17 protein-coding genes, 1 other RNA gene and 1 pseudogene are annotated in these 18,521 nt (G+C 66.9%); 9 read left to right on the plus strand and 10 right to left on the minus strand.

What is annotated here, in order from left to right; genetic code table 11:
* Nucleotides 1-305 precede the first annotated feature (305 nt).
* Together AMD14_RS00780 and AMD14_RS24945 are read right to left on the minus strand one after the other, a co-directional pair.
* The gene (locus AMD14_RS00780) at nucleotides 306-2,231 is read right to left on the minus strand and encodes an asparagine synthetase B family protein (RefSeq protein ID WP_011050057.1); all 1,926 of its coding nucleotides are present in this window, start codon (nucleotides 2,229-2,231) and stop codon (nucleotides 306-308) included.
* A gap of 24 nt (nucleotides 2,232-2,255) precedes the next feature.
* The gene (locus tag AMD14_RS24945; RefSeq protein WP_005929016.1) at nucleotides 2,256-2,411 is read right to left on the minus strand and encodes a hypothetical protein; all 156 of its coding nucleotides are present in this window, start codon (nucleotides 2,409-2,411) and stop codon (nucleotides 2,256-2,258) included.
* Between the two features lie 271 nt (nucleotides 2,412-2,682).
* Here AMD14_RS24945 and AMD14_RS00785 point away from each other — a divergent pair, with 271 nt between their 5' ends.
* From AMD14_RS00785 to AMD14_RS00800, 4 genes are all read left to right on the plus strand, one after another.
* Nucleotides 2,683-3,429, plus strand: coding sequence for a class I SAM-dependent methyltransferase (locus AMD14_RS00785; RefSeq protein WP_015462693.1), 747 nt, complete (start codon nucleotides 2,683-2,685; stop codon nucleotides 3,427-3,429).
* Nucleotides 3,430-3,573: 144 nt separating this feature from the next.
* Nucleotides 3,574-3,777: a PqqD family protein gene (locus AMD14_RS00790; RefSeq protein WP_005929011.1), complete on the plus strand. Its 204-nt coding sequence runs from the start codon at nucleotides 3,574-3,576 to the stop codon at nucleotides 3,775-3,777.
* 23 nt (nucleotides 3,778-3,800) lie between these two features.
* On the plus strand, nucleotides 3,801-4,721 hold the full coding sequence (locus AMD14_RS00795; RefSeq protein WP_011050060.1) for an HPr kinase/phosphorylase: 921 nt from the start codon (nucleotides 3,801-3,803) through the stop codon (nucleotides 4,719-4,721).
* Entirely contained in the window at nucleotides 4,718-5,542 is an 825-nt protein-coding gene (locus tag AMD14_RS00800; RefSeq protein ID WP_003482072.1) for a sulfotransferase domain-containing protein, read from the plus strand. The genes AMD14_RS00795 and AMD14_RS00800 overlap by 4 nt, the downstream gene beginning before the upstream one ends.
* Nucleotides 5,543-5,557: 15 nt before the next feature.
* On the opposite strand, the gene AMD14_RS00805 is transcribed toward AMD14_RS00800, so the two are convergent.
* The 4 genes from AMD14_RS00805 to AMD14_RS00820 are packed head-to-tail and all read right to left on the minus strand — an operon-like array spanning nucleotide 5,558 to nucleotide 7,815.
* Nucleotides 5,558-6,037 (minus strand): GNAT family N-acetyltransferase, encoded by a 480-nt coding sequence (locus AMD14_RS00805; protein ID WP_015462694.1) that lies wholly within the window; start codon nucleotides 6,035-6,037, stop codon nucleotides 5,558-5,560.
* 44 nt (nucleotides 6,038-6,081) lie between these two features.
* Complete coding sequence (locus AMD14_RS00810) at nucleotides 6,082-6,669, minus strand: phage tail protein (RefSeq protein WP_003482068.1); 588 nt, start codon at nucleotides 6,667-6,669, stop codon at nucleotides 6,082-6,084.
* A gap of 24 nt (nucleotides 6,670-6,693) precedes the next feature.
* Nucleotides 6,694-7,245 (minus strand): phage tail protein, encoded by a 552-nt coding sequence (locus AMD14_RS00815; protein WP_003482067.1) that lies wholly within the window; start codon nucleotides 7,243-7,245, stop codon nucleotides 6,694-6,696.
* Nucleotides 7,246-7,269: 24 nt separating this feature from the next.
* Nucleotides 7,270-7,815: a phage tail protein gene (locus tag AMD14_RS00820; protein WP_011050062.1), complete on the minus strand. Its 546-nt coding sequence runs from the start codon at nucleotides 7,813-7,815 to the stop codon at nucleotides 7,270-7,272.
* A gap of 369 nt (nucleotides 7,816-8,184) precedes the next feature.
* Between AMD14_RS00820 and AMD14_RS00825 the strand changes: the two genes are divergently transcribed.
* The 3 genes from AMD14_RS00825 (at nucleotide 8,185) to AMD14_RS00835 (ending at nucleotide 11,971) form a co-directional block, all read left to right on the plus strand.
* The gene (locus tag AMD14_RS00825) at nucleotides 8,185-9,372 is read left to right on the plus strand and encodes a nucleotidyltransferase family protein (protein ID WP_015462695.1); all 1,188 of its coding nucleotides are present in this window, start codon (nucleotides 8,185-8,187) and stop codon (nucleotides 9,370-9,372) included.
* A gap of 487 nt (nucleotides 9,373-9,859) precedes the next feature.
* Entirely contained in the window at nucleotides 9,860-10,246 is a 387-nt protein-coding gene (locus AMD14_RS00830; RefSeq protein ID WP_003482061.1) for a BlaI/MecI/CopY family transcriptional regulator, read from the plus strand.
* A 3-nt stretch (nucleotides 10,247-10,249) separates the two neighbouring features.
* The gene (locus AMD14_RS00835) at nucleotides 10,250-11,971 is read left to right on the plus strand and encodes a M56 family metallopeptidase (protein ID WP_011050064.1); all 1,722 of its coding nucleotides are present in this window, start codon (nucleotides 10,250-10,252) and stop codon (nucleotides 11,969-11,971) included.
* Nucleotides 11,972-12,289: 318 nt separating this feature from the next.
* Here the strand turns inward: AMD14_RS00835 and AMD14_RS22520 are convergent.
* Nucleotides 12,290-12,366: non-coding RNA, sX9 sRNA (locus tag AMD14_RS22520), on the minus strand.
* A gap of 574 nt (nucleotides 12,367-12,940) precedes the next feature.
* A pseudogene (locus AMD14_RS25625) lies at nucleotides 12,941-13,129 on the minus strand (hypothetical protein); the annotation flags it as partial.
* Between the two features lie 47 nt (nucleotides 13,130-13,176).
* On the opposite strand from AMD14_RS25625, the gene AMD14_RS24480 reads away from it, so the two are divergent.
* Both AMD14_RS24480 and AMD14_RS00845 read left to right on the plus strand, forming a co-directional pair.
* Nucleotides 13,177-13,686, plus strand: coding sequence for a hypothetical protein (locus AMD14_RS24480; protein WP_033484709.1), 510 nt, complete (start codon nucleotides 13,177-13,179; stop codon nucleotides 13,684-13,686).
* A gap of 32 nt (nucleotides 13,687-13,718) precedes the next feature.
* On the plus strand, nucleotides 13,719-14,900 hold the full coding sequence (locus AMD14_RS00845; RefSeq protein ID WP_040107546.1) for a saccharopine dehydrogenase family protein: 1,182 nt from the start codon (nucleotides 13,719-13,721) through the stop codon (nucleotides 14,898-14,900).
* A 139-nt stretch (nucleotides 14,901-15,039) separates the two neighbouring features.
* Here the strand turns inward: AMD14_RS00845 and AMD14_RS00850 are convergent, their stop codons facing one another.
* Both AMD14_RS00850 and AMD14_RS00855 read right to left on the minus strand, forming a co-directional pair.
* The gene (locus AMD14_RS00850; RefSeq protein ID WP_011050067.1) at nucleotides 15,040-15,825 is read right to left on the minus strand and encodes a DUF1868 domain-containing protein; all 786 of its coding nucleotides are present in this window, start codon (nucleotides 15,823-15,825) and stop codon (nucleotides 15,040-15,042) included.
* Between the two features lie 10 nt (nucleotides 15,826-15,835).
* Nucleotides 15,836-18,493, minus strand: coding sequence for a TonB-dependent receptor (locus tag AMD14_RS00855; protein WP_015471522.1), 2,658 nt, complete (start codon nucleotides 18,491-18,493; stop codon nucleotides 15,836-15,838).
* Between the last annotated feature and the right edge of the window lie 28 nt (nucleotides 18,494-18,521).

Here is an 18,521-nt window from a genome sequence, read left to right on the forward strand (position 1 = left end):
CCGCTGGCGCAGCACGGCGGTCTCGGCGTCGATGGCGGTGCGCGCGAGCAGACGCGGCTGCGGTGCCTGCTTTCGCGACTGCAGGGCCGACGATGAAGAGAGCATGGCAGAGGGCACGTGTGGGGGAAGGTGGTCGAGCGGATCACGCCTGCGCATCTCCGAACTGGCGCGCGTGTCGAGGCGTTCTCGCTGCCCGCTAGCCTAACAAACGCCAGCGCGGGCAAGCCGGGCGTGCGGGTGTGGCTTCGATCACGGCGCATCGTCCACCAGGATCCAGCTGCTGCTGGCTCGGGCATGCACCGTACTCACGCGCCGCCGCGCTCGTGCCAGGCCAGGAAACCCGCCATCTGCAAGCCGGACGCCAGCAGCTGCAAGTACTCAAAGCGGCGCGCTTCGGCCGCTGCGGCATCCTGCGGCCAGTGGTCCAGCAGCGCCTGCAAGCGCTGCAGGTCCACGACCCGATTGGCCAGCGGCGAAGTGCGCGCTTGGCTCAGTTGCGCGTGCAGCGCATCGCGCTGCGCATTCAACCGCGCGAACCAGTCGCCTTGTTGCACGCCGACCGCACGGTTGGCGTGGATCTCCGGCGGCGCGCCGCGTGCGGCCAGCAAGCGGCGTGGCAACGACCGGCTGACACCATCGCGCAGGAATTGATCCAACGGCAGGCTGCCGAAGAATTCGATCACCCGTCGGTCTGCAAGCGGATAACGCGTGTCGACCCCGGACACCGCGCGCAGCGTGTTGACCAGGTCCATCGGACCGGCATCGCCCAGCATCCACTCGCGGAAGGTCGGCAGGGACGTGTGGCCGCCGCCGAGGCGCAACCGGTATCTGGACCGATCCAGCGACTGCTGCATCCCAAGCGACTGCGCCAGTGCCGGCTGCAATGCAGCCTGCGCTTCCCAGACCGCGGCAGGCAGGCCATGCCACAGGCGCAGCAGCGCAACCGGCGCGAAAGGGCGCAGCAGATAGCGCTGCACGGTCTTGCGCCGACTCAGGCCGAGGCTGCCGGCAAGTGCACCGACCTGTCCGGCCAGCACACGCCATTGCCGCTGACGCGCCAGCTGCGGCAGACGCAACAGGCCGTCGTAGCTGAAGAAGGCGTTGCCCAGTTCGCCGCCCAGCATCACCTGGCTCCCGCGTGCGTGCAGGAACCGGTACAGCGGGAAGAACCAGGCCATGTTCGAGGGCGAACGGACCGGCTGCGCACCCTCGCGCCACCAGCATGCCGGATCGTGTTCGCCCCAGTCCGCGTCGTCGTCGCCGACCAGGTGCCAGTCGATGCCTGGATGGCTGGCGGCCAGCCGCCGCGCGCGCGGCGACTCGTCGTAGTAGTGGGTCGCAGTGGCAGCGGCAGTCGCAGGCAGCGGTTGACGCGTGAGCACCAGCAACGGCGACGGCGCCTGTTGCCGCGCTGCCGACAGCGTGATCGAACCGCTGTCCAGTCCGCCGGTCAGACAGGTGGCCACCGGTCCGCGTGCGCGCAGCGCATCGGCCACGGCACGGTCCAGTACCTCGGCTGCCGCAGCTTCCACTTCGGCATCGTTGCGCAAGCGCAGCGATCCGGCCTCGGGCGGCGACCACCAGCGCTGGCAGTGTGTCGCCTCCGGGGTCAGCACGACCGCATGCGCCATTGGTACCCGGTCGATCGCGCGGTAGATGGTGCGCTCCGGTCGAGCACGGTCCATGATCAGTTTGTCGGCCAGGGCGCGCTCGTCCAGGTCTTTCGGCACCTGCGGAAGTGCCAGTAGCGCCCGCAGGCGAGTGGCGAATGCGATCAGGTGCGGTCCGCGATGCACGAACAGCGAACGCAAGCCAATCGGATCGCGGGCCAGCAAGAGGCGATGCCGGTCCGGCCGATACAGCGCCAGTGCATAACACCCGTGCAGGCGCGGCAGCGCCGCGGTATCCCAGCACTGCAAGGCCTCCAGCAGCAGCACACCATCGGGCAGGGTGACGTTGGCGGGGTGCTGCAGCGCAGACGCAAGTTCCTGGCGCGCGGCCAGCCTGACGTCGGCCGCCAGGACCGCGCCGGATGCCCCCACCCAGGGCATCGCCTCATCGGCATCCTGCGGGGTAAAGACATGTTGACGATGCACGATTGCGACCGGCCCATCCTGCCAGACACGCACCGGGCCTATCCCGCGCGCGTCCAGCGCCTGGCCCAAACGCTGGATGTCGCCCGGCGCAACTGGCGCGCCATCCAGCCGCCAGACGCCGGCGAAATCACTCATGACGCCAGGTGATGCCGATCAGGCTCAGGAGCCGGTAAACGTACCGTTGCCGTCGTCGCCCACGGTTGCGTTGCTCGCCGTTTCATCGATCGACAGGAAGGACACGACGGGTGCTGACCATGCTTTGCGTCCACCCTCGATCGACGTATCGGACAAGACAGCCGGTTGGTTCTCGTGCATCGCGCAATCTCCTTCTTGCCAGTGATGTGACACGGTCGCGTACAACCGAAGGTTCGTGCGCGTCAGCCGCGGGATGCGACCCGGCACACATCTCTACCACGTTGATATACCGTTCGCTCGCCACGCTCGGCGGTAAGCTACACGGGCGGCTCAGGTTACCACCACATGCGGTTCGCGACACCGGCACGTCCAGGTGCGGGGAGCTGCCGCCGTCACGGTGCTGAAAAGTGCTCTTCGTTCCGTTTTGCTTCACGCCCCACGCATCGGCCAGATGACCATCCAACGCTCCCGCTGGCGCAGCCTTTTGCCGATTCCCGTTGCAGTCCGGCTGCTCTATCGCGCGCTGCGCAGCCGCCAGGGCCGCGGATATGCGCGGCTGCAGCTCAGCTCGCCAGTGCCCTTGTTCCAGGATCATGCGACCACCTCGATGGATCGCTATCCCGCGCTGTTCGGGTTCGTCCAGCAGACCCTTGGCGCCGACAGCCAGGCGCGACTGCTGTCGTTCGGCTGCGCCAGCGGCGAAGAAGTCTTCAGCCTGCGCAGCTACTTTCCCAAGGCGATGATTACTGGGCTGGACATCCATCCCGATGCCATCCGCGCCTGCTACCGTCATCTTGGCGCCAGACCCGATACAGGGTTGGGGTTTCGCGTGGCCGGCAACACGGCAGAGGAGGGCGACGGCAGCTACGACGCCATTTTCTGCCTGGCGGTCTTACGTCGCGGCGACCTGGCCGCCCATCGCGGCGATCGTTGCGATCACTTGATCAGGTTCGAGGATGTCCAGGCACAGCTGCTGGATTTCGTACGCTGCCTGCGCCCCGGCGGCCTGCTGGTGCTGCGCCATGCCAATTTCCGCCTGCGCGACACCGAGGCGGCGCGTTGGTTCGACACGGTGCTGTGCCTGCCGACGCCTGCGCGCGCGGACACGCCCCTGTTTGGTCCGGATAACCGGCGGCTGCCGGTGCAGGCCGATGAGCAGAGCGTCTTCCGCCGCCGCGCCACCGCCTGGCCGCCGTGACCAGCCGCGCTTTGCAGCGCGATGCATCCTGGTAAGCTCCTGTTTCCCTATCGACTTGGCCCATGGATGCGCATCGCACCGAGCACGATCGTCGCCAGGACATCCGGTTGTCTAGCCGCAGAGATGGGCGATGAACTCGTCCTCATGAGCACCGAGCACGGGCTGTATCTGTCGCTGGATGCCATCGGCAAGAACATCTGGTCGCACCTGGATCCGCCTTGCGCGTTCGCCACGCTGTGCGATCGCCTGAGTGCGGAATATTCGGCGCCCAGGGCCACCATCGAAACCGACGTGACCGCGATGCTGCACACCTTGCGCGATGCCGGGGCGGTGGAGATGCGCGCCTGACCGACGCATCTGCCCACCAGCCAATGCCCACCACGCAGCTACATCACCACTACGTGCTGTGCGGCTGGCACGTCCGCAGTGCGTTGACGCTGCCCGAACTGCCGCCTTGGTCGGCGACTGCGACGCCTGTCGATGCGGACGTGGTGATCGAAGAGGGAGAGGTTCCGGATCGCCTGGACCTGCACGACCCGGTGGAGTCGTGGTTGAGCGTTGGTCGCGATGGCTCGGTCCTGCTGCAGGTGCCGCAGGTGGTGCGCATCCATGTGCACGCCGGTCGGGCGATGCGCGTGCAGCGGCTAAATCGGCACGATGAGAGTTGGCGGCTGTTTCTGCTCGGTTCGGCGCTGGGCTATCTGTGCCTGCAACGCAGCCTGTTTCCGCTGCATGCTGCCTGCCTGCGCATTGGCACACAGACCGTGGCATTTGCCGGCCACAGTGGTGCGGGGAAATCCACGCTGGCGGCGGCTTTGCTCAAACGGGGCCATGGACTGCTCAGCGACGATCTCACCGTCATTCGCCTCGACTCGGCCGGTGCCATCATGGTGCTGCCTGCGTTTCCGCGGCTGAAGCTCTGGCGCGACACCCTGGAGTCATTGCAGTTGCCGGTGACCGATGCGCCGCCGGTGCGGCCAGGCATGGAAAAGTTCGATCTGCGCCCAAGCGCGGGGTTCGATGCGGCACCGGTGCGCCTGGACGCGGTCGTCGTCCTTGGTGACGCTTCCGAACCGCATCTTCAGCGCCTGTCGCCGCAGCACGCATTGCCGCTGCTGCATGGGTATCTTGCACGCCCGCAGGCGGCCGTGCGGATGGGTCTGCATGCGGCGACATTTGCGCACGCTGCTGCGATCGCCCGCCAGGTCCCTGTCTGGCGCTTGCGGCGTCCGCGCCGCTTCGACGCGCTGGACATCACCGTCGACCTCATCGAAGCCCATGTCGGCGCATGAGCCGGCGCGGGATCGTCTGGCTCGCCTCGTATCCCAAGTCGGGCAATACCTGGGTGCGTTGCCTGATCGCCAGTTTGCGTAGCGGCGCCGCCGCGATGCAGCTCGAAGAGCTGGCACCGGCGCTGCCCAATGCCGCATCGCGGGCATGGCTGGAGCGTCATCTTGACGTGGATATCGGCGATCTGACCCCGGACGAACTACATCTGCTGCGCGGCACGGCCTATCGTCGTTGCGCAATGCAGGCCTCGAGCGTGCTCAAGGTTCACGACCGCTACGATGCCGCGCTGTTCCCCGCCGTGGCGACGCTGGGCATCGTCTATATCGTGCGCGATCCGCGCGACGTCGCACCGTCCTGGGCCGACCACGCCGGCATCGATCTGGATGCTGCCATCGGGCAACTGGGCCAGAGCGCAACCACCGTGAGCAGTACCCTGTCCAGATACCGGCCGCAGGCACGTCAACGCTTCGGCTCATGGTCCGAACATGTGGCCTCCTGGCTGCATGCGCCTGGTCCACGCCTGCTGCTGCGGTATGAAGACCTGTTGGACAACCCGTTGCGGGAAACCGCGCGGCTGGCCGGCTTTCTGGGGCTGTCCACGCAGCCGGTACAGATCGCGCAGGCCGTTGCGGCCTGTCGTTTCGAAGCGCTACGCGACAGCGAGGAGCGTCATGGATTTGCCGAGCGCCAACACGGGCAGGCGCGCTTCTTCCGTCAGGGCCGCGCGGGGGCGTGGCGCAGCGCACTCAGCGCGGCACAGGCGGCACGTGTACGTGCCCAGCATGGCCCCACCATGGCCTGGCTGGGCTACCGGGATGCTTGAGCACGTGCACACAACTCAGCGTGCGTGGGACACGCCGTGCGACCACGCCATCTTCCAGGCAACGCCGGTCTCGTCGTAAGCGCGAAAGCCGAGCCGACGATACAGCTCGAGCGCGGGATTGTGCTTGTCGACCTGCAAGACCACGTTGCGGCCGTCGCGGGTCACTTGCGCCACCAGCGCCTCGATCAACGCCGTGCCGATGCCTTGCCCGCGACGACACGCCAGCAGCAGGATATCCAGTAAGCAGACCGTCGTTGCCGCGTCGCCACCCAGGTACAGCCGCCCGATCACGTGGTCGCCCTCGGTGACGACCAGGAACAGCACCTGCTCCTGACCGAGGATGTAATGACGCCGCTGTGCGTCGAACTGCTGGTCGATGAATGCCTCTCGGGCTGCATCGTCCCACGGCAACAGTGCGAACTCGGCCCAGCGCTGGGTGCGGAACAGCGCGCGCAGCGTGGGCAAGTCCGCCTCGTGCTCGGCACGGATCGCCATGCCCCGTGCCACCAGGGACGCAGGACAGGCGAAGCGCAGCAGTATCACGGCCTTGGCGGGTAGATGCCGTCGGTAGCGCAGATGCAATAGCGGATCGTCGTGAACGGCTGACGATTCTCGTGCGCCTGCACCGCCTGCGAGCCCGACGGAAAGGGGGCCAGCGCGTTAGGCGACAACTGCACCATGGGTGTGGTCGTTGCCGGTGCATACGCCTTGTACGAGGTCGGCGGCGAGGTCGTCGGATTGAGCAAGCGCGACAGATACGAGCTCGAACTCGGCGTGTTGACCGCAGCACCCGGCGCGGTCGCGGGGGGCAGGAACATGGTGGTAATGGAGTGCGTGTGGGCGGGCAACTGCGTCGACGACACCAGGGCCACCGAATCGGTACCCTGCAACTGGCCGATGGTGTAGTTGCTCAGGCCGGGCCCCTGTCCCTGTCCGGTGACCGCGCGGCCGCGCAGGTCCGGCAACCCGAACGTAGTCTGCTTGTCGCCTCCGTAAGCAAAACCGATCACCCCGAACAGCGCCTGATACTGATTGATGCTGACCGTCTGCCCCATGCAATCGAGCCAGCCCTCGGGCGCGAAGTTGTAGGGAAACGCGCGCACTTCGCCGATGAAGCTATTGGACATGTCGAACTCCTTTGCGATAGCCGATCACGGCCGCTGCGGGTAGAACCCGTTCAAGCAGATCAGATAGCTCAGCGTCTGCGTCGCCATGTGGTTGTCGTGCGGCTGGCTGGCGCCGGCCACGTTCACCGCATTGGTCGCAAGCGTACTGGCGGCGGGAGTGGAGCCGGCAGGAGGCGTGAGGTACCCCGTATTGCCGCCCTGAGTGACGGCGGGCAACTGCCCGGTCGGCGTCAGCGAAGACGCTGGCGAATTGAACGCCTGCAGGGTATGGCGATGCGCCGGCATTTCCGCCAGCTGCAGCGACACCGTCTCGGTGCCGAATTGCTGCCCCAGCACGCGCGCGGTCAATTGCGGCGTCGGCGCACGCGCGATGCCCTGCCCTTGCGAGATCGCCACGCGGCCGCGCAGATCCGGCAGGTTGAAGGTGGTCCTGCCGTCGCCGCCGTAGGTAGTACCGATCAGCGAATACAGCGCCATGTAGGTATTGATCTGCAGCTGGCGTCCGTCGCAGAACGCCCAACCCTGAGGTTCGTAGTTGCCGGCGAAGAGGATGATTTGACCGGTATAGGCATCCATGGTGTGGTTCCTTTGTGGCCCGCGTCAGGGGCGCTGCGGATAGATGCCGACCGTGCAGATGCAGAAATTCAGCACCAGCGATGGCTGCATGTTGTTGTGGGCGGCACCGGCACCTTCCTGGCTTACCGAGTCGCCGGCCAGCGGGATCAGCGCACCGGTTGGCGCGTACAGAAACTGCGGCGTTGGGGTTTCGGCATGCAGGACGTTCGCATTGCTGGCCACCGCAGCGGTCGTGGCTGCCGCGGCGACGGCATTCACCATGTGGGTATGCGGCGGAACCTGTGTCGCAGTCAGCGCCACGCCCTCCAATCCGCCATAGGTGCCGACCGTGTAGGACACCGGCGGCGTGGTGAGCGGATTGACGCCCTGGCTGACCGGCGTGCGGCCACGCAGATCCGGCAGGTTGAACGTGGTCTTGCCGTCGCCACCGAACTGGGTGCCGAGCAGCGAGGCCAACGCGACGTTACTGGTGATGGGCAAGGTGCGGCCATCGCACGGCAGCCAGCCAGCGGGCGCCCAGTCGATCGGGAACAGGCGAATTTCGCCCACAAACGCTTCTGTCTCATTCATAGAACGGCTCCTCGACGATCGGCAATATCACGCGCATGTAGGTGGAACCCGGGACCGCCCCAGGTCATAGCGAGGACCTTGCACAACGCTTCCGCCACGCTTCCGCGCAAGCCGCGCCACGGTGAATGCTGTGCTATTAATAGTGCGGGGCATGCACAGCGCATCGGCGCTGGGCCGGCATGAAAGACACGGCCGTCAGGCGGCGCAAAACGGTGTGCATGGATTACCACTTCGCTCAGTTTTCCCCGCAATCCGCAAACGCGGATATGGCCCCTGGCAGCGAACGTAACACAGGCTACCGACGCGCTGGGGTGCGCGCGTTCACCACTTGCGATTCTCGTGCGCCCGCGCGTTGAAGCGCATTGCGCCGTGACGGTCGAGAACGCTTGCGCGACGTGGTCGCCCGCGTTCGGCTACCTGCTGTGGCTCTGGCGGCAACACGATCCTGCTGCTGCAAAACTGCCAGCGGTGGCCACGCCCCCCGATGCGGTTGCCTTCGAACGTTCGCTTGCACAGCATCGAATGGCATTAGCGTTGCCTGCTGCCGACACCCTGGGGCCCAGCATTCCTGTTGCGTTGCGCCAAGCGCTGCGGCGGCGGCAGCGACGCCTGCTGCTGCAGTCCTTGCAGCAAACAGCGGCCATCGGCGAGCTGGTGACGGCGTTGCAGCAGGCGGGTATCCGCTGCTGCCTGCTCAAGGGCTTGGGGTATGTGGCGCAGTTCGGCCGACTGCACCGCCGCGAAGCGTGCGATATCGATGTGCTGATCGAGCCGCAGGCCAGCCAACAGGCGCTGTCCGCACTGGCCGCGTTGGGTTATGTGCTGCAGTCGGACGCTGCATGCGATCCAGTGGAATACTGCCGCTACAACCATGCCCTGCCGCTGCGCCACCGTGACACCGGCGTGGTGCTGGAATTACATCTGCGGTTGGCCAACCACGAGCGCCAGTTCCCGCTCGGCCAACAGATCTGGCGCGATCATCTCGGTACGGTCGAATTGGGCGGTGTGCACGTGCCCACGCTGTCGCCGCCAGCGGCCGTGGTCTATGCCGCGTTTCATGGCACCAAGCATCACTGGCATCGCGCCTTCTGGTTGGTGGACATGGCGCACGCGATGGGCAGTGCGGAGCTGGACTGGGAGGCAGTGCTCGCGCTAGCACGCCGGCTTGGGGTGGAGAGACAGCTGGCACTGAGTGCGTTGCTGGCCGAAGCCAGCCTGGGAATTGCGCTGCCGGCGGCGCTACGGCAGCAGACCGCATTGCTGCGCAAGGCCCGACCGGTCGCCGCTGCGCTGCTACCGTGCTTGGATGCGCTCGGATCTGACCGCGGTGCGGACCTGGCGGTGCGGCTGGGACTGTTCGCCTACCTCAGGCATCTACTGTCGCTGCAATCGACATGGCGCGGCCGCTTGCACGTGCTGCCGGTGCTGCTCGTTCCCACCGACATGGATCGCCAGGCCGTGCCACTGCCCCGCGCATTGCACTGGGCCTACTTCGGTGTGCGCATGTTCCGGTTGGTCAAACAGCATCTGCTCAAACGCCGCCAGATGCAGGGATAGCGCACTCGCTCGAACGACGATTCCTTGGCTTGGCCGGCATTGAAACGCAACGCATCGCCGGGCCGGCCGGACGCTGCGCCCGACGCACGTACGCAGTTCCCAACGCAGACCGCGCTCGCTCCCGACACAGTCCGCATGGTTGTGAACATCCGCGGTCGCCAACGATGGCCCACCACGCGTGGCTGCCGTAGCGCCATGCGGCCGATCCGTCCAAGACGCAGAGCGTTGGCAACGCGCCATGAGTTGGCTGGCAGTACGTCGTTAATCCTGCAGGTCGTGGCGCTTCGGCGTCGGTGCTTCGGTGGTACGGGATTGGTGGACCTGGCGGCATCCATCCAGGGGCGGGCGATGTGTCCAGGCTGTCGCCGCCCGGTCATCCCGATCGGGTGTCGGTAGCACGCACTTGGCAGCACCCCTGCCATCCGGCCTATTGACGACAGCTGTAGTCACGTCTACCGTAGCGACAACTGTAGTCAGGGAGAACGCCATGCGCGGCAAGACCATCGGGGACCAGGAGCTGGCCCTGCTGCAATACATCGAAGAACAGCGGCATGCCAGCGTGGGCGAAGTGGCGGCCGCGTTCGGTGAGCCGCGCGGACTCGCGCGCTCCACCGTGCTGACCATGATGGAGCGGCTGCGGGCCAAAGGTTTCCTGCGCCGCAAGCAGGTCGACGGTGTATACCGCTACAGCGCCACCGCCGGCCAGGACGACGTGGTGCGCGGGGCGGTGGGGCAGTTCGTCGAGAAGACCCTGCAGGGCTCGGTGTCGCCGTTCGTGGCGTGGATGTCGCAACGCGCCGAAGTCAGCGATACCGAACTGGCCGAACTCGAAGCATTGGTCGCCAAGCTGCAGTCGCAGCGCAAGGAGGATTGAGTCATGTCGCCCCTGATCGAAGCGGTGTTATGGAAGCTTGGCGCCACCAGCGTGCAGACCGCGGTGCTGGTGCTGGTGGTGTGGGCGCTGTGCCGCGGCGTGCGCCGCCTTCCGGCAGCCACGCAGACCTGGTTGTGGTGGCTGGTGGGCGTGCAGGCGATGGTGGGCCTGGTGTGGAGCAACCCGGTCCAACTGCCGGTGCTGCCGGCGCACAGCGTGACGAGTGCGCTGGGCTCGGCCGACAGCCTGGCGCCACTGGCAAACGCCACCGCCGCGGCATCCACGGCCGCGCATGCAGGCGCCACCGCGCAGGCCATGCAGGCTGGCGCGTGGTCGACCTGGCCGGTGGTATTGCTGGCGCTGTGGGCGGCCGGCGTGCTGGTGCTGGCCGCCGGCACGGCGCGCGCCTATCTACGCAGTCGTGCATTGGTGCGCGTGGCGCAGCCCTGCAATGACAAAGCCTTGGTGCAGGCGTTGCAGATGGCTGCTGAGGCGCATGGCTTGTCGCGCCCGCCGGCGCTGCGGCTGTCGGCGCAAATCGACTCGCCGCTGTTGATCGGCCCGTGGCAACCGGTGTTGCTGTTGCCTGCTGCACGGTTGCCGCACATGGCCGATGACGATCTGGACATGGCGCTGACCCACGAGTTGATCCATCTGCGTCGCCGCGACCTGTGGTGGGGCCTGCTGCCGGCGCTGGCGCAGCACCTGTTCTTCTTCCACCCGCTGGTGCATCTGGCCGTGCGCGAATATGCGATCGCCCGCGAAGCCGCCTGCGATGCCGCCGTGGTCGCCGGGCACCGCCATTGCCGCCACGACTACGGCCGCTTGTTGCTGCAACTGGGTGTGGCCCCGCGTCCGCGCGGTGGTGTGGCAAGCGCCTCGCCTTCGTTCATCAGCTTGAAGCGCAGGCTGTCGATGTTGCAGGACACCCACGCGTTTCCGCGGCTGGCCGCGGCGATGATTTTGGCCGCGGTGGCCGTTTGCGGTGTACTGCCGCTGCGCCTGGTGGCCATGCCGGTGCCGGCACCGGTGACGTCTGCCGGCATGCAGCCGGTTGTGGTGACTGCCCCGCCAGCGCCACGTGCACAGGTCAGCAGCACGGCAGAGGCTGCCGACGCCGCAGCGCCGATGCGCGCGTTGCCTGCACCGGCGCTGCCGGCTGCGCCTGCGGAAGCGGCCGCCCCTGCCACGCACGGTGTCATCGTCGATGTGCTGGGCGCCGAACCGCTGCATGACGAGGACGCAGACCCCATGGACAGTGGCTGGAATCTCGACCTGGACCGCATCCGCCGCGATGCCAGCCGTGACGCGCAAGCCGCCGTGCACGATGCGTTCGCTGCCGACAACCACGACCTTGAACGACAGCAAGACCGCATGCAGGCCGCACAGGACGCATTGCAGGAAGCACGCGAACAACTGGCCTCCCTCGGCCCGGAACTGGCGCAGGCCAAACAGGAGGCGCAACAGCAAGCGCGCGAAGCCCAGCAGCAGATTCGCGACGTGGCGCAGCAGCATCGTCAGGCGCAATACGCGTATGCCGCCGCGGTGCGACAAGCGGACGCGCTGTCGCGGCACCAGGTCGAACTGGCCAAGCAGGCCGCTCTTCAGGGCCGCGCCGAGGCCAGACGTGGGCAACGCGAGGCAGCGCAAGCGCAGGTAGAGGCCGAAAAAGCGCAAGCAGAGGCAGACCAGGCGCAAGCGGAAGCAGAACGCGCGAACAACTAGACACCATTGACGAAACGCCTGCGCTCACGTCAGGCGGGCGTGGTGGTACGAGGAGTGAGCATGCACCACGCATAGGTTCGGGGACGCATCGCTTCTTGGCGTGCAAATTGCGCCAGCTGCCCGCCATAGCCGACAGCTGTTCGCACCGGCTTGTCGGCTGTCGCAGCGATCCAATCGCGAGAACCAGCGTGGGTCGCGGTAGACCGCAGGTTACCGCGGCGATGGGTTCCGTTGGCCACGGAGCAGCACGGCATGGCATGCAGCGTCACTCCGCATCCGGCCGTGCACGGCCGGCAGACACGCCGCCGCAGCAAGAGCGGAGAACATAACGTAGCGAGCAGTCGTCAGGTGGGCGTGGACGGCGCGATCGGAATCGCAGTGCACGCGCAGTACATGCCGATTCAGCGTACCGGCCGCACTCACCGGGCGTTGAGTGAAGTCACTTTTTGCTGCTTTTAGCCCAGGTCTTGACGCCAGGCACGTGCCTGCGCAATGCGCTGGCATCGCTTCGGTAAAGGCAGCACTTGCAACACCACGGGCCCGCCACAGCCCGGCACTCCTGCGTCACGACGCCTGCAGCGTCGGCAACGCCGTGGCCGCGTGATCGCTGTTTCCATCCGCCTGCGTGCCCTGCGCAGGCGCACTCAACTCACTGTGCCTTTCGTGGAGATCTCATGATCCAGACCACTTCCCCTGTGCTGTGCCTGCGTTCGGCGTTGCTGGTGGCCCTTGCCGCAGTTGCCGGCAGCGCGGCCATCGTACACGCCTCTGCCGTGCCTGCAGTTGCCGGTGTGCGCACCTCACCTGCTGCGCCGGTTTTTGCTGGTTTTGCTACGCCTTCAACGACGCAGGCTGCACCCATTGCCGATGTCGTGCGTGTGGGTGGCATCGCAACGCCTGCAGTAACACCGGAGATGAACTTTGCACGAACCGCGCCGGTTGTCGCTGCGCTGCGCGCGCCTGCGACCACTCCGCTAGCCGCGACCACACCCACGGCACCTGCGCTTGCCATTGCCGGTGCCGCCCGGGCAGCACCAGCAGCGCCCCCGGCCAATGCAGGACCTGCCGGACCTGCTGCACCTGCCATTTCTCCGGCAACACCGGTCGCTCCCACCGCAGCCGCTGCACCGGCACGGCCGCGCGTCGGCACGCATGAATCCTGCGGCCATGCCACTGCAAACACGCAGAGCCAAGGCGATGCCTACGTGCTGGTGCATGGCGAGGGCGAAGTGATGCACGGCACGCCCGATGACCTGCACACGGCGCGCCGCTACGCTGGCGATGGAAGACGCGTGCTGTGGTTTCGCGCCGATGGGAAGCAATACCTGGTGCGTGATCCAACCTTGCTCCATCAACTGGCTGTGGCGTATCTGCGCAGCCAGCAACTGGCCGATGCTCAAGCCAGGTTGGCCGCACGTCAGCAAGCCTTGAGCGAACGGCAGGCTGCACTCGCCGCGCAGCTGTCTGCGCATGCCGAGCCGCGCCTGCTGCAGGCCTCGACACGCACAGCATCTGCCACGACGTCCACCGCGGCGCAGCCGCCTGCGACGCCCGATGCGCTGCAGGCGTTGGCCAGGCAGCAACAGGCACTGGCGCAGCGACAGGCCGTGTTGGCGAGCAAGCAGGCCGGTGCATCCCGCCTGGCCACGCAACAGGCATTGAAGGTATTGCGCGAAGCACTGAGAAGCGGGCTGGCGACGCGTATCGACGGTTAGCCGGACTGCGCCGGTCGCGTGCATGTGCGTGCATCGTGGTGCGCTCGCCGATACTGTGCACAGACACAGGCGGCGAGCAGGCCATGACGTATCGGGTAGTGGTATTGGGCGGCTTCGGCCACTTCGGTGCACGCATCGTGCGTGCGTTGGCTGCAACCGCGCAGATCCACGTCATTGCCGCGGGCCGGCGTCCGGGCGATGCAGCGACCACCTGGCCGGGTGTCGCACCCGGCCGCATCTCCACCTGCCGCCTGGACATCGATGCAAGCGACTTTTCCGCGCAACTGGCGGCCACCGGCGCCGATGCGGTGGTGCATACCGCCGGGCCGTTCCAGGGACAGCAGTACGCGGTGGCCCGCTGCTGCCTGCAGGCCGGCATGCACTACATCGATCTGGCCGATGGCCGCGCCTTCGTCCGCGATTTCGCCGCGGCGATGGACCCCGCCGCGCGCCAGGCCCAGCGCGTGGCGATCAGCGGTGCCAGTACCTTGCCGGCGTTGTCCAGCGCGGTGATCGATGCGCTGTTGCCGCGCTTTTCGGCATTGCACGAGATCGGCATCGTCATCGCGCCCGCACAGGGCACGCCGTTGGGTCTGGCCACCGTGCGTGCGGTGCTGTCGTACTGCGGCACGCCTTTCAACTGGTGGCAGGCTGGCCGCTGGCAGCAGGTGGTGGGTTGGGCGCGCCCCACGCGCGTGCAGTTCGCGCAGCTCGCCCCACGCCTGGCCTCGCCGTGCGATGTGCCCGATCACGACCTGTTGCCGCAGCGCTATCCCGGCGTGCAGACCGTGCAATTTCGTGCGGCGCTGGAAGTGCCGTTCCTGCAGCGCTGCCTTGCCGGCGTCGCCTGGCTACGTCGACGCGGCGTGCCGCTACCGATGCAGCGCCTGGCCGATGTGTTTGCCAACGCCGGACGCTGGTTCGACCGCTTCGGTACCGACCTGGGCGGCATGCGGGTGGAGCTGCGCGGCACCTGCGATGGTAGAGACGGGACAAGCCGCCCGCTGGTGTTGCACTGGGACCTCACCGCCGCGATGCTGCACGGCCCGGAAATTCCGTGTTTCGCCGCTGTTTTGCTGATACGCAAACTCGCTGCCGGGCATCGGTTGCCGATCGGTGCGCATGCCTGCATGGGGCTGCTGACGCTGGCCGAGTTCGAGCAGGAGTTTGCCGCATGGCAGATGAGCACGGCGGTGACGCAAGCGCACCGGTAATCGGGCGAGGCGCAAGACCAGCGCAGCGCCAGGCCTTTGCCGACCACACCAGGCGGGAAACCAAGCTCTCTGTACGCGGCGGGGAGTTCCGAAACCACGTGGCCGGCGCACATCGCTGCGTCGCCGTCCCAACGCAACGTCAGACCTCTAGCACCGTGCGAAACGCGTCCATGTCGTTGAACGTACAAAAATGAAAGCGTGGCACCGTGATCGGTCCCGCGGCTGCCAGCTGTGTGAGCCAGCCGCGCACCGCAGTGCGATACGCCGTCTGCTCTGCCGCATCCAGCGTGTCGCACAGGTAGGCCAGCGAAATATGAAACTGGAAGTTGGTGTAGTCGGGGCGCTGCAAGCGTGTCAGTTGCATCAGCGCTTGGCGCGCCGCTTCCAGGCGCTGCGCGGTTTGCGTGTCGACCGGCTTCAACGGAATCAGCAGATTGTCGTTATTGCCGGTCCTGACTGCCGTCGGGTTGACCAGGAAGCGGCAAGCGCCCAATGGCGGCGCGGCGCGCTCCTTCAACCGCGCCAGATAGGCCACGTTGATGTCCGCCAAGGCATGGTCGCGCGGCAGATCGCTCGGCCAGGGCCCACGCGCACGGTCGATCTCATTGACCCCGCCCAACAAGGTCACGTGGTAGCTGCTCGGCGGCAGCACGGCGAACTTGTGGGCAAAGCGCTGCTCGGGGAATTGGCGGTAGATATTCAGCACGCGGTCGAAGCTGTCGTAGCCATCGCCCTGTTGTTCCAGGTGACCCACAAAGGTATTGCCGGCAAACGGCATCGGCCGTCGCGAGCGCAGAAACTTGCGGCCCACATCCGAGGGCGGCGGCGTCATGGCCCGTGTGGGCAGACCGGTGGTCAGCAGCGAGGCGCCGGTGGCAGCCATCAGGTGACGGCGGCTGATGCGTGTGTCCAGAAACGACGACATGGGAAAACCCTCAGAGTTTGACGTTGACGCCGAGCATCACGGTGGGTGCCATTTTCCAGGCCGATTGCACGTATTCCTGGTGGCGGCCGATGCGGTATTCGTAACCCTGGCCGGTCAGGTTGAGCACATCCAGGCTCACTGCCACTGCCGGCGAGACGTCCCAGGCCAGTTTCAGGTCGAGACGGTCCAGCGGCTGTTGGTAGCGGTTGCGATAAAACTCCTGCTGGTTGCTGTAGTTGGGGTAGCGGTCGTCCCACAGCTCGCCGGTCCGGCTCCAGGCCAGGGTGCCGCGCAGCGGCCCACGGGCGTAATTGAGGGTCAGATTCCACAGCTGCTTGGGCTGCTGCGGCAGCACCGACAAGGTGGTGCGGCTGCCATCGCCGAGCACCACCGGGTAGTCCACGTCCAGGAAGGTGACATTGGCGCCGACCGACAGCCCGGCCAGCGCGGGCAGCCATGGGCCCAGTTCCTTGATCGCGCCGAGTTCGGCGCCGCGCATGCGGACCGGCCGGTCGGTATTGCGCGGTTGGGTGACCAGCACCTGCTCGCCGTCGATGTTCTGCAGCTGGCCGTAACGGAAAATCTCGTTGTCGATGGTCTTGTGGAACAGCGCGATCGACAGCAGGCTGCCGCCGTCGTCGAACGTCCAGTCGTGGCCAAGGTCCAGATTCTGCGAGCGACGCGGCTGCAGGTCCGGGTTGCCCTGGTTGAGCGTGGGCGGGTTGCTGCCCAGCGCGAGCACGCCGCCGTTCAAGGCCATCTGGTCCAGGCGCGGTCGCCCGATCGAGCGCGAGGCGCCGAAGCGTAACGTGCCGTTGGCACTGGTCTGCACCTGGCCGGCCAGCGATGGCAACCAGTTGCGGTAGGTGCGTTGCGCACTGACAGGCGCCCAGACGGTGCCGCTCAATTGCTGGCCGCTGCTGCCAAAGCGGGTCTGCTCCAGGCGCACGCCGCCGGCCAAGCGCCAGCGCTCGCCGCGCCACTGTGCTTGTGCGAAGCCGGCGCGCACCTGCTCATCCACGGTGTAGGTACCGCTGTTCTGCGCGGTGATGTCCGCCACGCCGCGCGCCTGGCCGGACGCCGCATCCCAGCGGGCGTCGGCCAGGTCCGGGTCGATGGTCCACATGGGCGCGTTGCAACCCAGGGCGCAGGTGGGATCGCCCAGCACATCGGCCAGCGAATAAGGCAACCCGCTCCAGGTCGTGCGCTGGAACGCGGTCTGCATGTGCGTGCGCACCTGTCGCAGGCCAAAAGCCAGTCCCAGCCCCCGGCTGTCTTCGTCCATGTTGCGACGTAGCTCCAGTTGCAGGTCGCTCACCCGTTCGGCGTAGGTGGTGCGCTCCTGCTGGTGGTTGAGGTTGGCGTAGCGGGTCGGGTCGTCCGCCAGGGCCGGGTCCAGGGCCGTGAATGCCGGCAGGGTGCCGTTCCAATCGAAGCCGTAAGCCAGGCGGTTCTGCTGGAAGCGGTCCCAGGTCTGCGGGTTGTCCACCGTGGCGCGCGAGGTGCTTGCCCGCAGCGCGCCGCGCCACTGGCCAGGCAGCTCGGCCAGCAGTTCGCCATTGATGCCGGACAGCCCCCGCTTCCAGCGCAGCTGCCCCAGCTCGACGAGCTGGTTGAGATTGTCCAGCGTGCCGCTTTGCGCGCCGCTGCGGGTCAGGCGCGCGCTGTTCTGCACCTGGGCGACCTGGGCATTGCGGTCGGAGGCTTCGTGCTGGTTGAACGTGTAGCCGGACACATGGCCGCTGAGCGGACCGTCCGGCTGCCAATCCACGCGTGCGGTCACGCCGCGCCGTTCGCGGGTGTTGTCGTAGTTGTACCAGCGCCGTTCGCTGGGCACCGCAGCGCCGGTGCCGCCATAGGCCGACGGCGCGCGCGTGCCATCGGCGTTGTACCAGTTCAGGGCGCCGCCATTTTCCTGCTGCGGCACCGAAATCTCACGGCGCCAGATGCTGGCCGCACCCAGAAACGCGAACTGGCCGTCACGCCCGAAGCGCTTGCCCCATTTCAGCTCGCCTTCGCCCACCGGCGTGCGGCCGCCATAACGGCTCCCCATGAGGTTGGCGCCGCCCTTGGCCGAGGCGGTCAGCAGCCCATCGGGCCGGGCAAAGCCGGTGGCGGTGACCAGGTCGGTCACGCCCCCGATCGCGCCGCCGTCGTTTTCCGGCAGCAGCGACTTCACCACATCGATGCGGTCCACGAAGTTCGCCGGCAGCACATCCATCAGCGCCTGGCGGCTGCCGATGTCGTTGCTGGCGAAGGCAAAGCCGTCGATCAGCATGCTGTTGTAGTTGCCGTTGAGGCCGCGCACCGTCACATAGCGCGGTTCGCCCTGGTACTCCACCGTGCTCACGCCGGTGACCCGGCGCAGCGCATCGCCCACATTGAAGTCCGGCAATTGCCCGATGCTGTCGGCGGCGACCGAATCCACGATGGTGGGCGCCGCCTGCTTGGTGGCGATGGCGCGCGTGTTCTGCGACTGGAACGGGTTGCGCACCTGCACCGCATCCATGGTCAGCGCGTCGGCTCCGCCGGACATGTCGGCAGCGGTGGATTGCCAGGGAAGCCAAGCGATCAAGGCCAGCCCCAGCGCCAGCGATAGCGCATGCGGATGCGGCGGGCGAGACACGGCAGCGCAATGGGGTCGGGAAGGGGGATGCAACAGGCGCATGGCACGATACCAACGTCGGTGGCCCCAA

Origin of the sequence: Xanthomonas citri pv. citri, assembly GCF_000961215.1 — a bacterium.
GTDB classification, from domain to species: domain Bacteria; phylum Pseudomonadota; class Gammaproteobacteria; order Xanthomonadales; family Xanthomonadaceae; genus Xanthomonas; species Xanthomonas cissicola.

Bases quoted from the DNA above. Each gene is read 5' to 3' on its own strand.
- AMD14_RS24945 (WP_005929016.1), bottom strand. From the start codon at position 2,411: ATGCACGAGAACCAACCGGCTGTCTTGTCCGATACGTCGATCGAGGGT.
- AMD14_RS00785 (WP_015462693.1), top strand. From the start codon at position 2,683: ATGACCATCCAACGCTCCCGCTGGCGCAGCCTTTTGCCGATTCCCGTT.
- AMD14_RS00810 (WP_003482068.1), bottom strand. From the start codon at position 6,669: ATGTCCAATAGCTTCATCGGCGAAGTGCGCGCGTTTCCCTACAACTTC.
- AMD14_RS00790 (WP_005929011.1), top strand. From the start codon at position 3,574: ATGAGCACCGAGCACGGGCTGTATCTGTCGCTGGATGCCATCGGCAAG.
- AMD14_RS00855 (WP_015471522.1), bottom strand. From the start codon at position 18,493: ATGCGCCTGTTGCATCCCCCTTCCCGACCCCATTGCGCTGCCGTGTCT.
- AMD14_RS00820 (WP_011050062.1), bottom strand. From the start codon at position 7,815: ATGAATGAGACAGAAGCGTTTGTGGGCGAAATTCGCCTGTTCCCGATC.
- AMD14_RS00780 (WP_011050057.1), bottom strand. From the start codon at position 2,231: ATGAGTGATTTCGCCGGCGTCTGGCGGCTGGATGGCGCGCCAGTTGCG.
- AMD14_RS00835 (WP_011050064.1), top strand. From the start codon at position 10,250: ATGTCGCCCCTGATCGAAGCGGTGTTATGGAAGCTTGGCGCCACCAGC.
- AMD14_RS00815 (WP_003482067.1), bottom strand. From the start codon at position 7,245: ATGGATGCCTATACCGGTCAAATCATCCTCTTCGCCGGCAACTACGAA.
- AMD14_RS00800 (WP_003482072.1), top strand. From the start codon at position 4,718: ATGAGCCGGCGCGGGATCGTCTGGCTCGCCTCGTATCCCAAGTCGGGC.
- AMD14_RS00795 (WP_011050060.1), top strand. From the start codon at position 3,801: ATGCCCACCACGCAGCTACATCACCACTACGTGCTGTGCGGCTGGCAC.
- AMD14_RS00830 (WP_003482061.1), top strand. From the start codon at position 9,860: ATGCGCGGCAAGACCATCGGGGACCAGGAGCTGGCCCTGCTGCAATAC.
- AMD14_RS00850 (WP_011050067.1), bottom strand. From the start codon at position 15,825: ATGTCGTCGTTTCTGGACACACGCATCAGCCGCCGTCACCTGATGGCT.
- AMD14_RS00805 (WP_015462694.1), bottom strand. From the start codon at position 6,037: ATGGCGATCCGTGCCGAGCACGAGGCGGACTTGCCCACGCTGCGCGCG.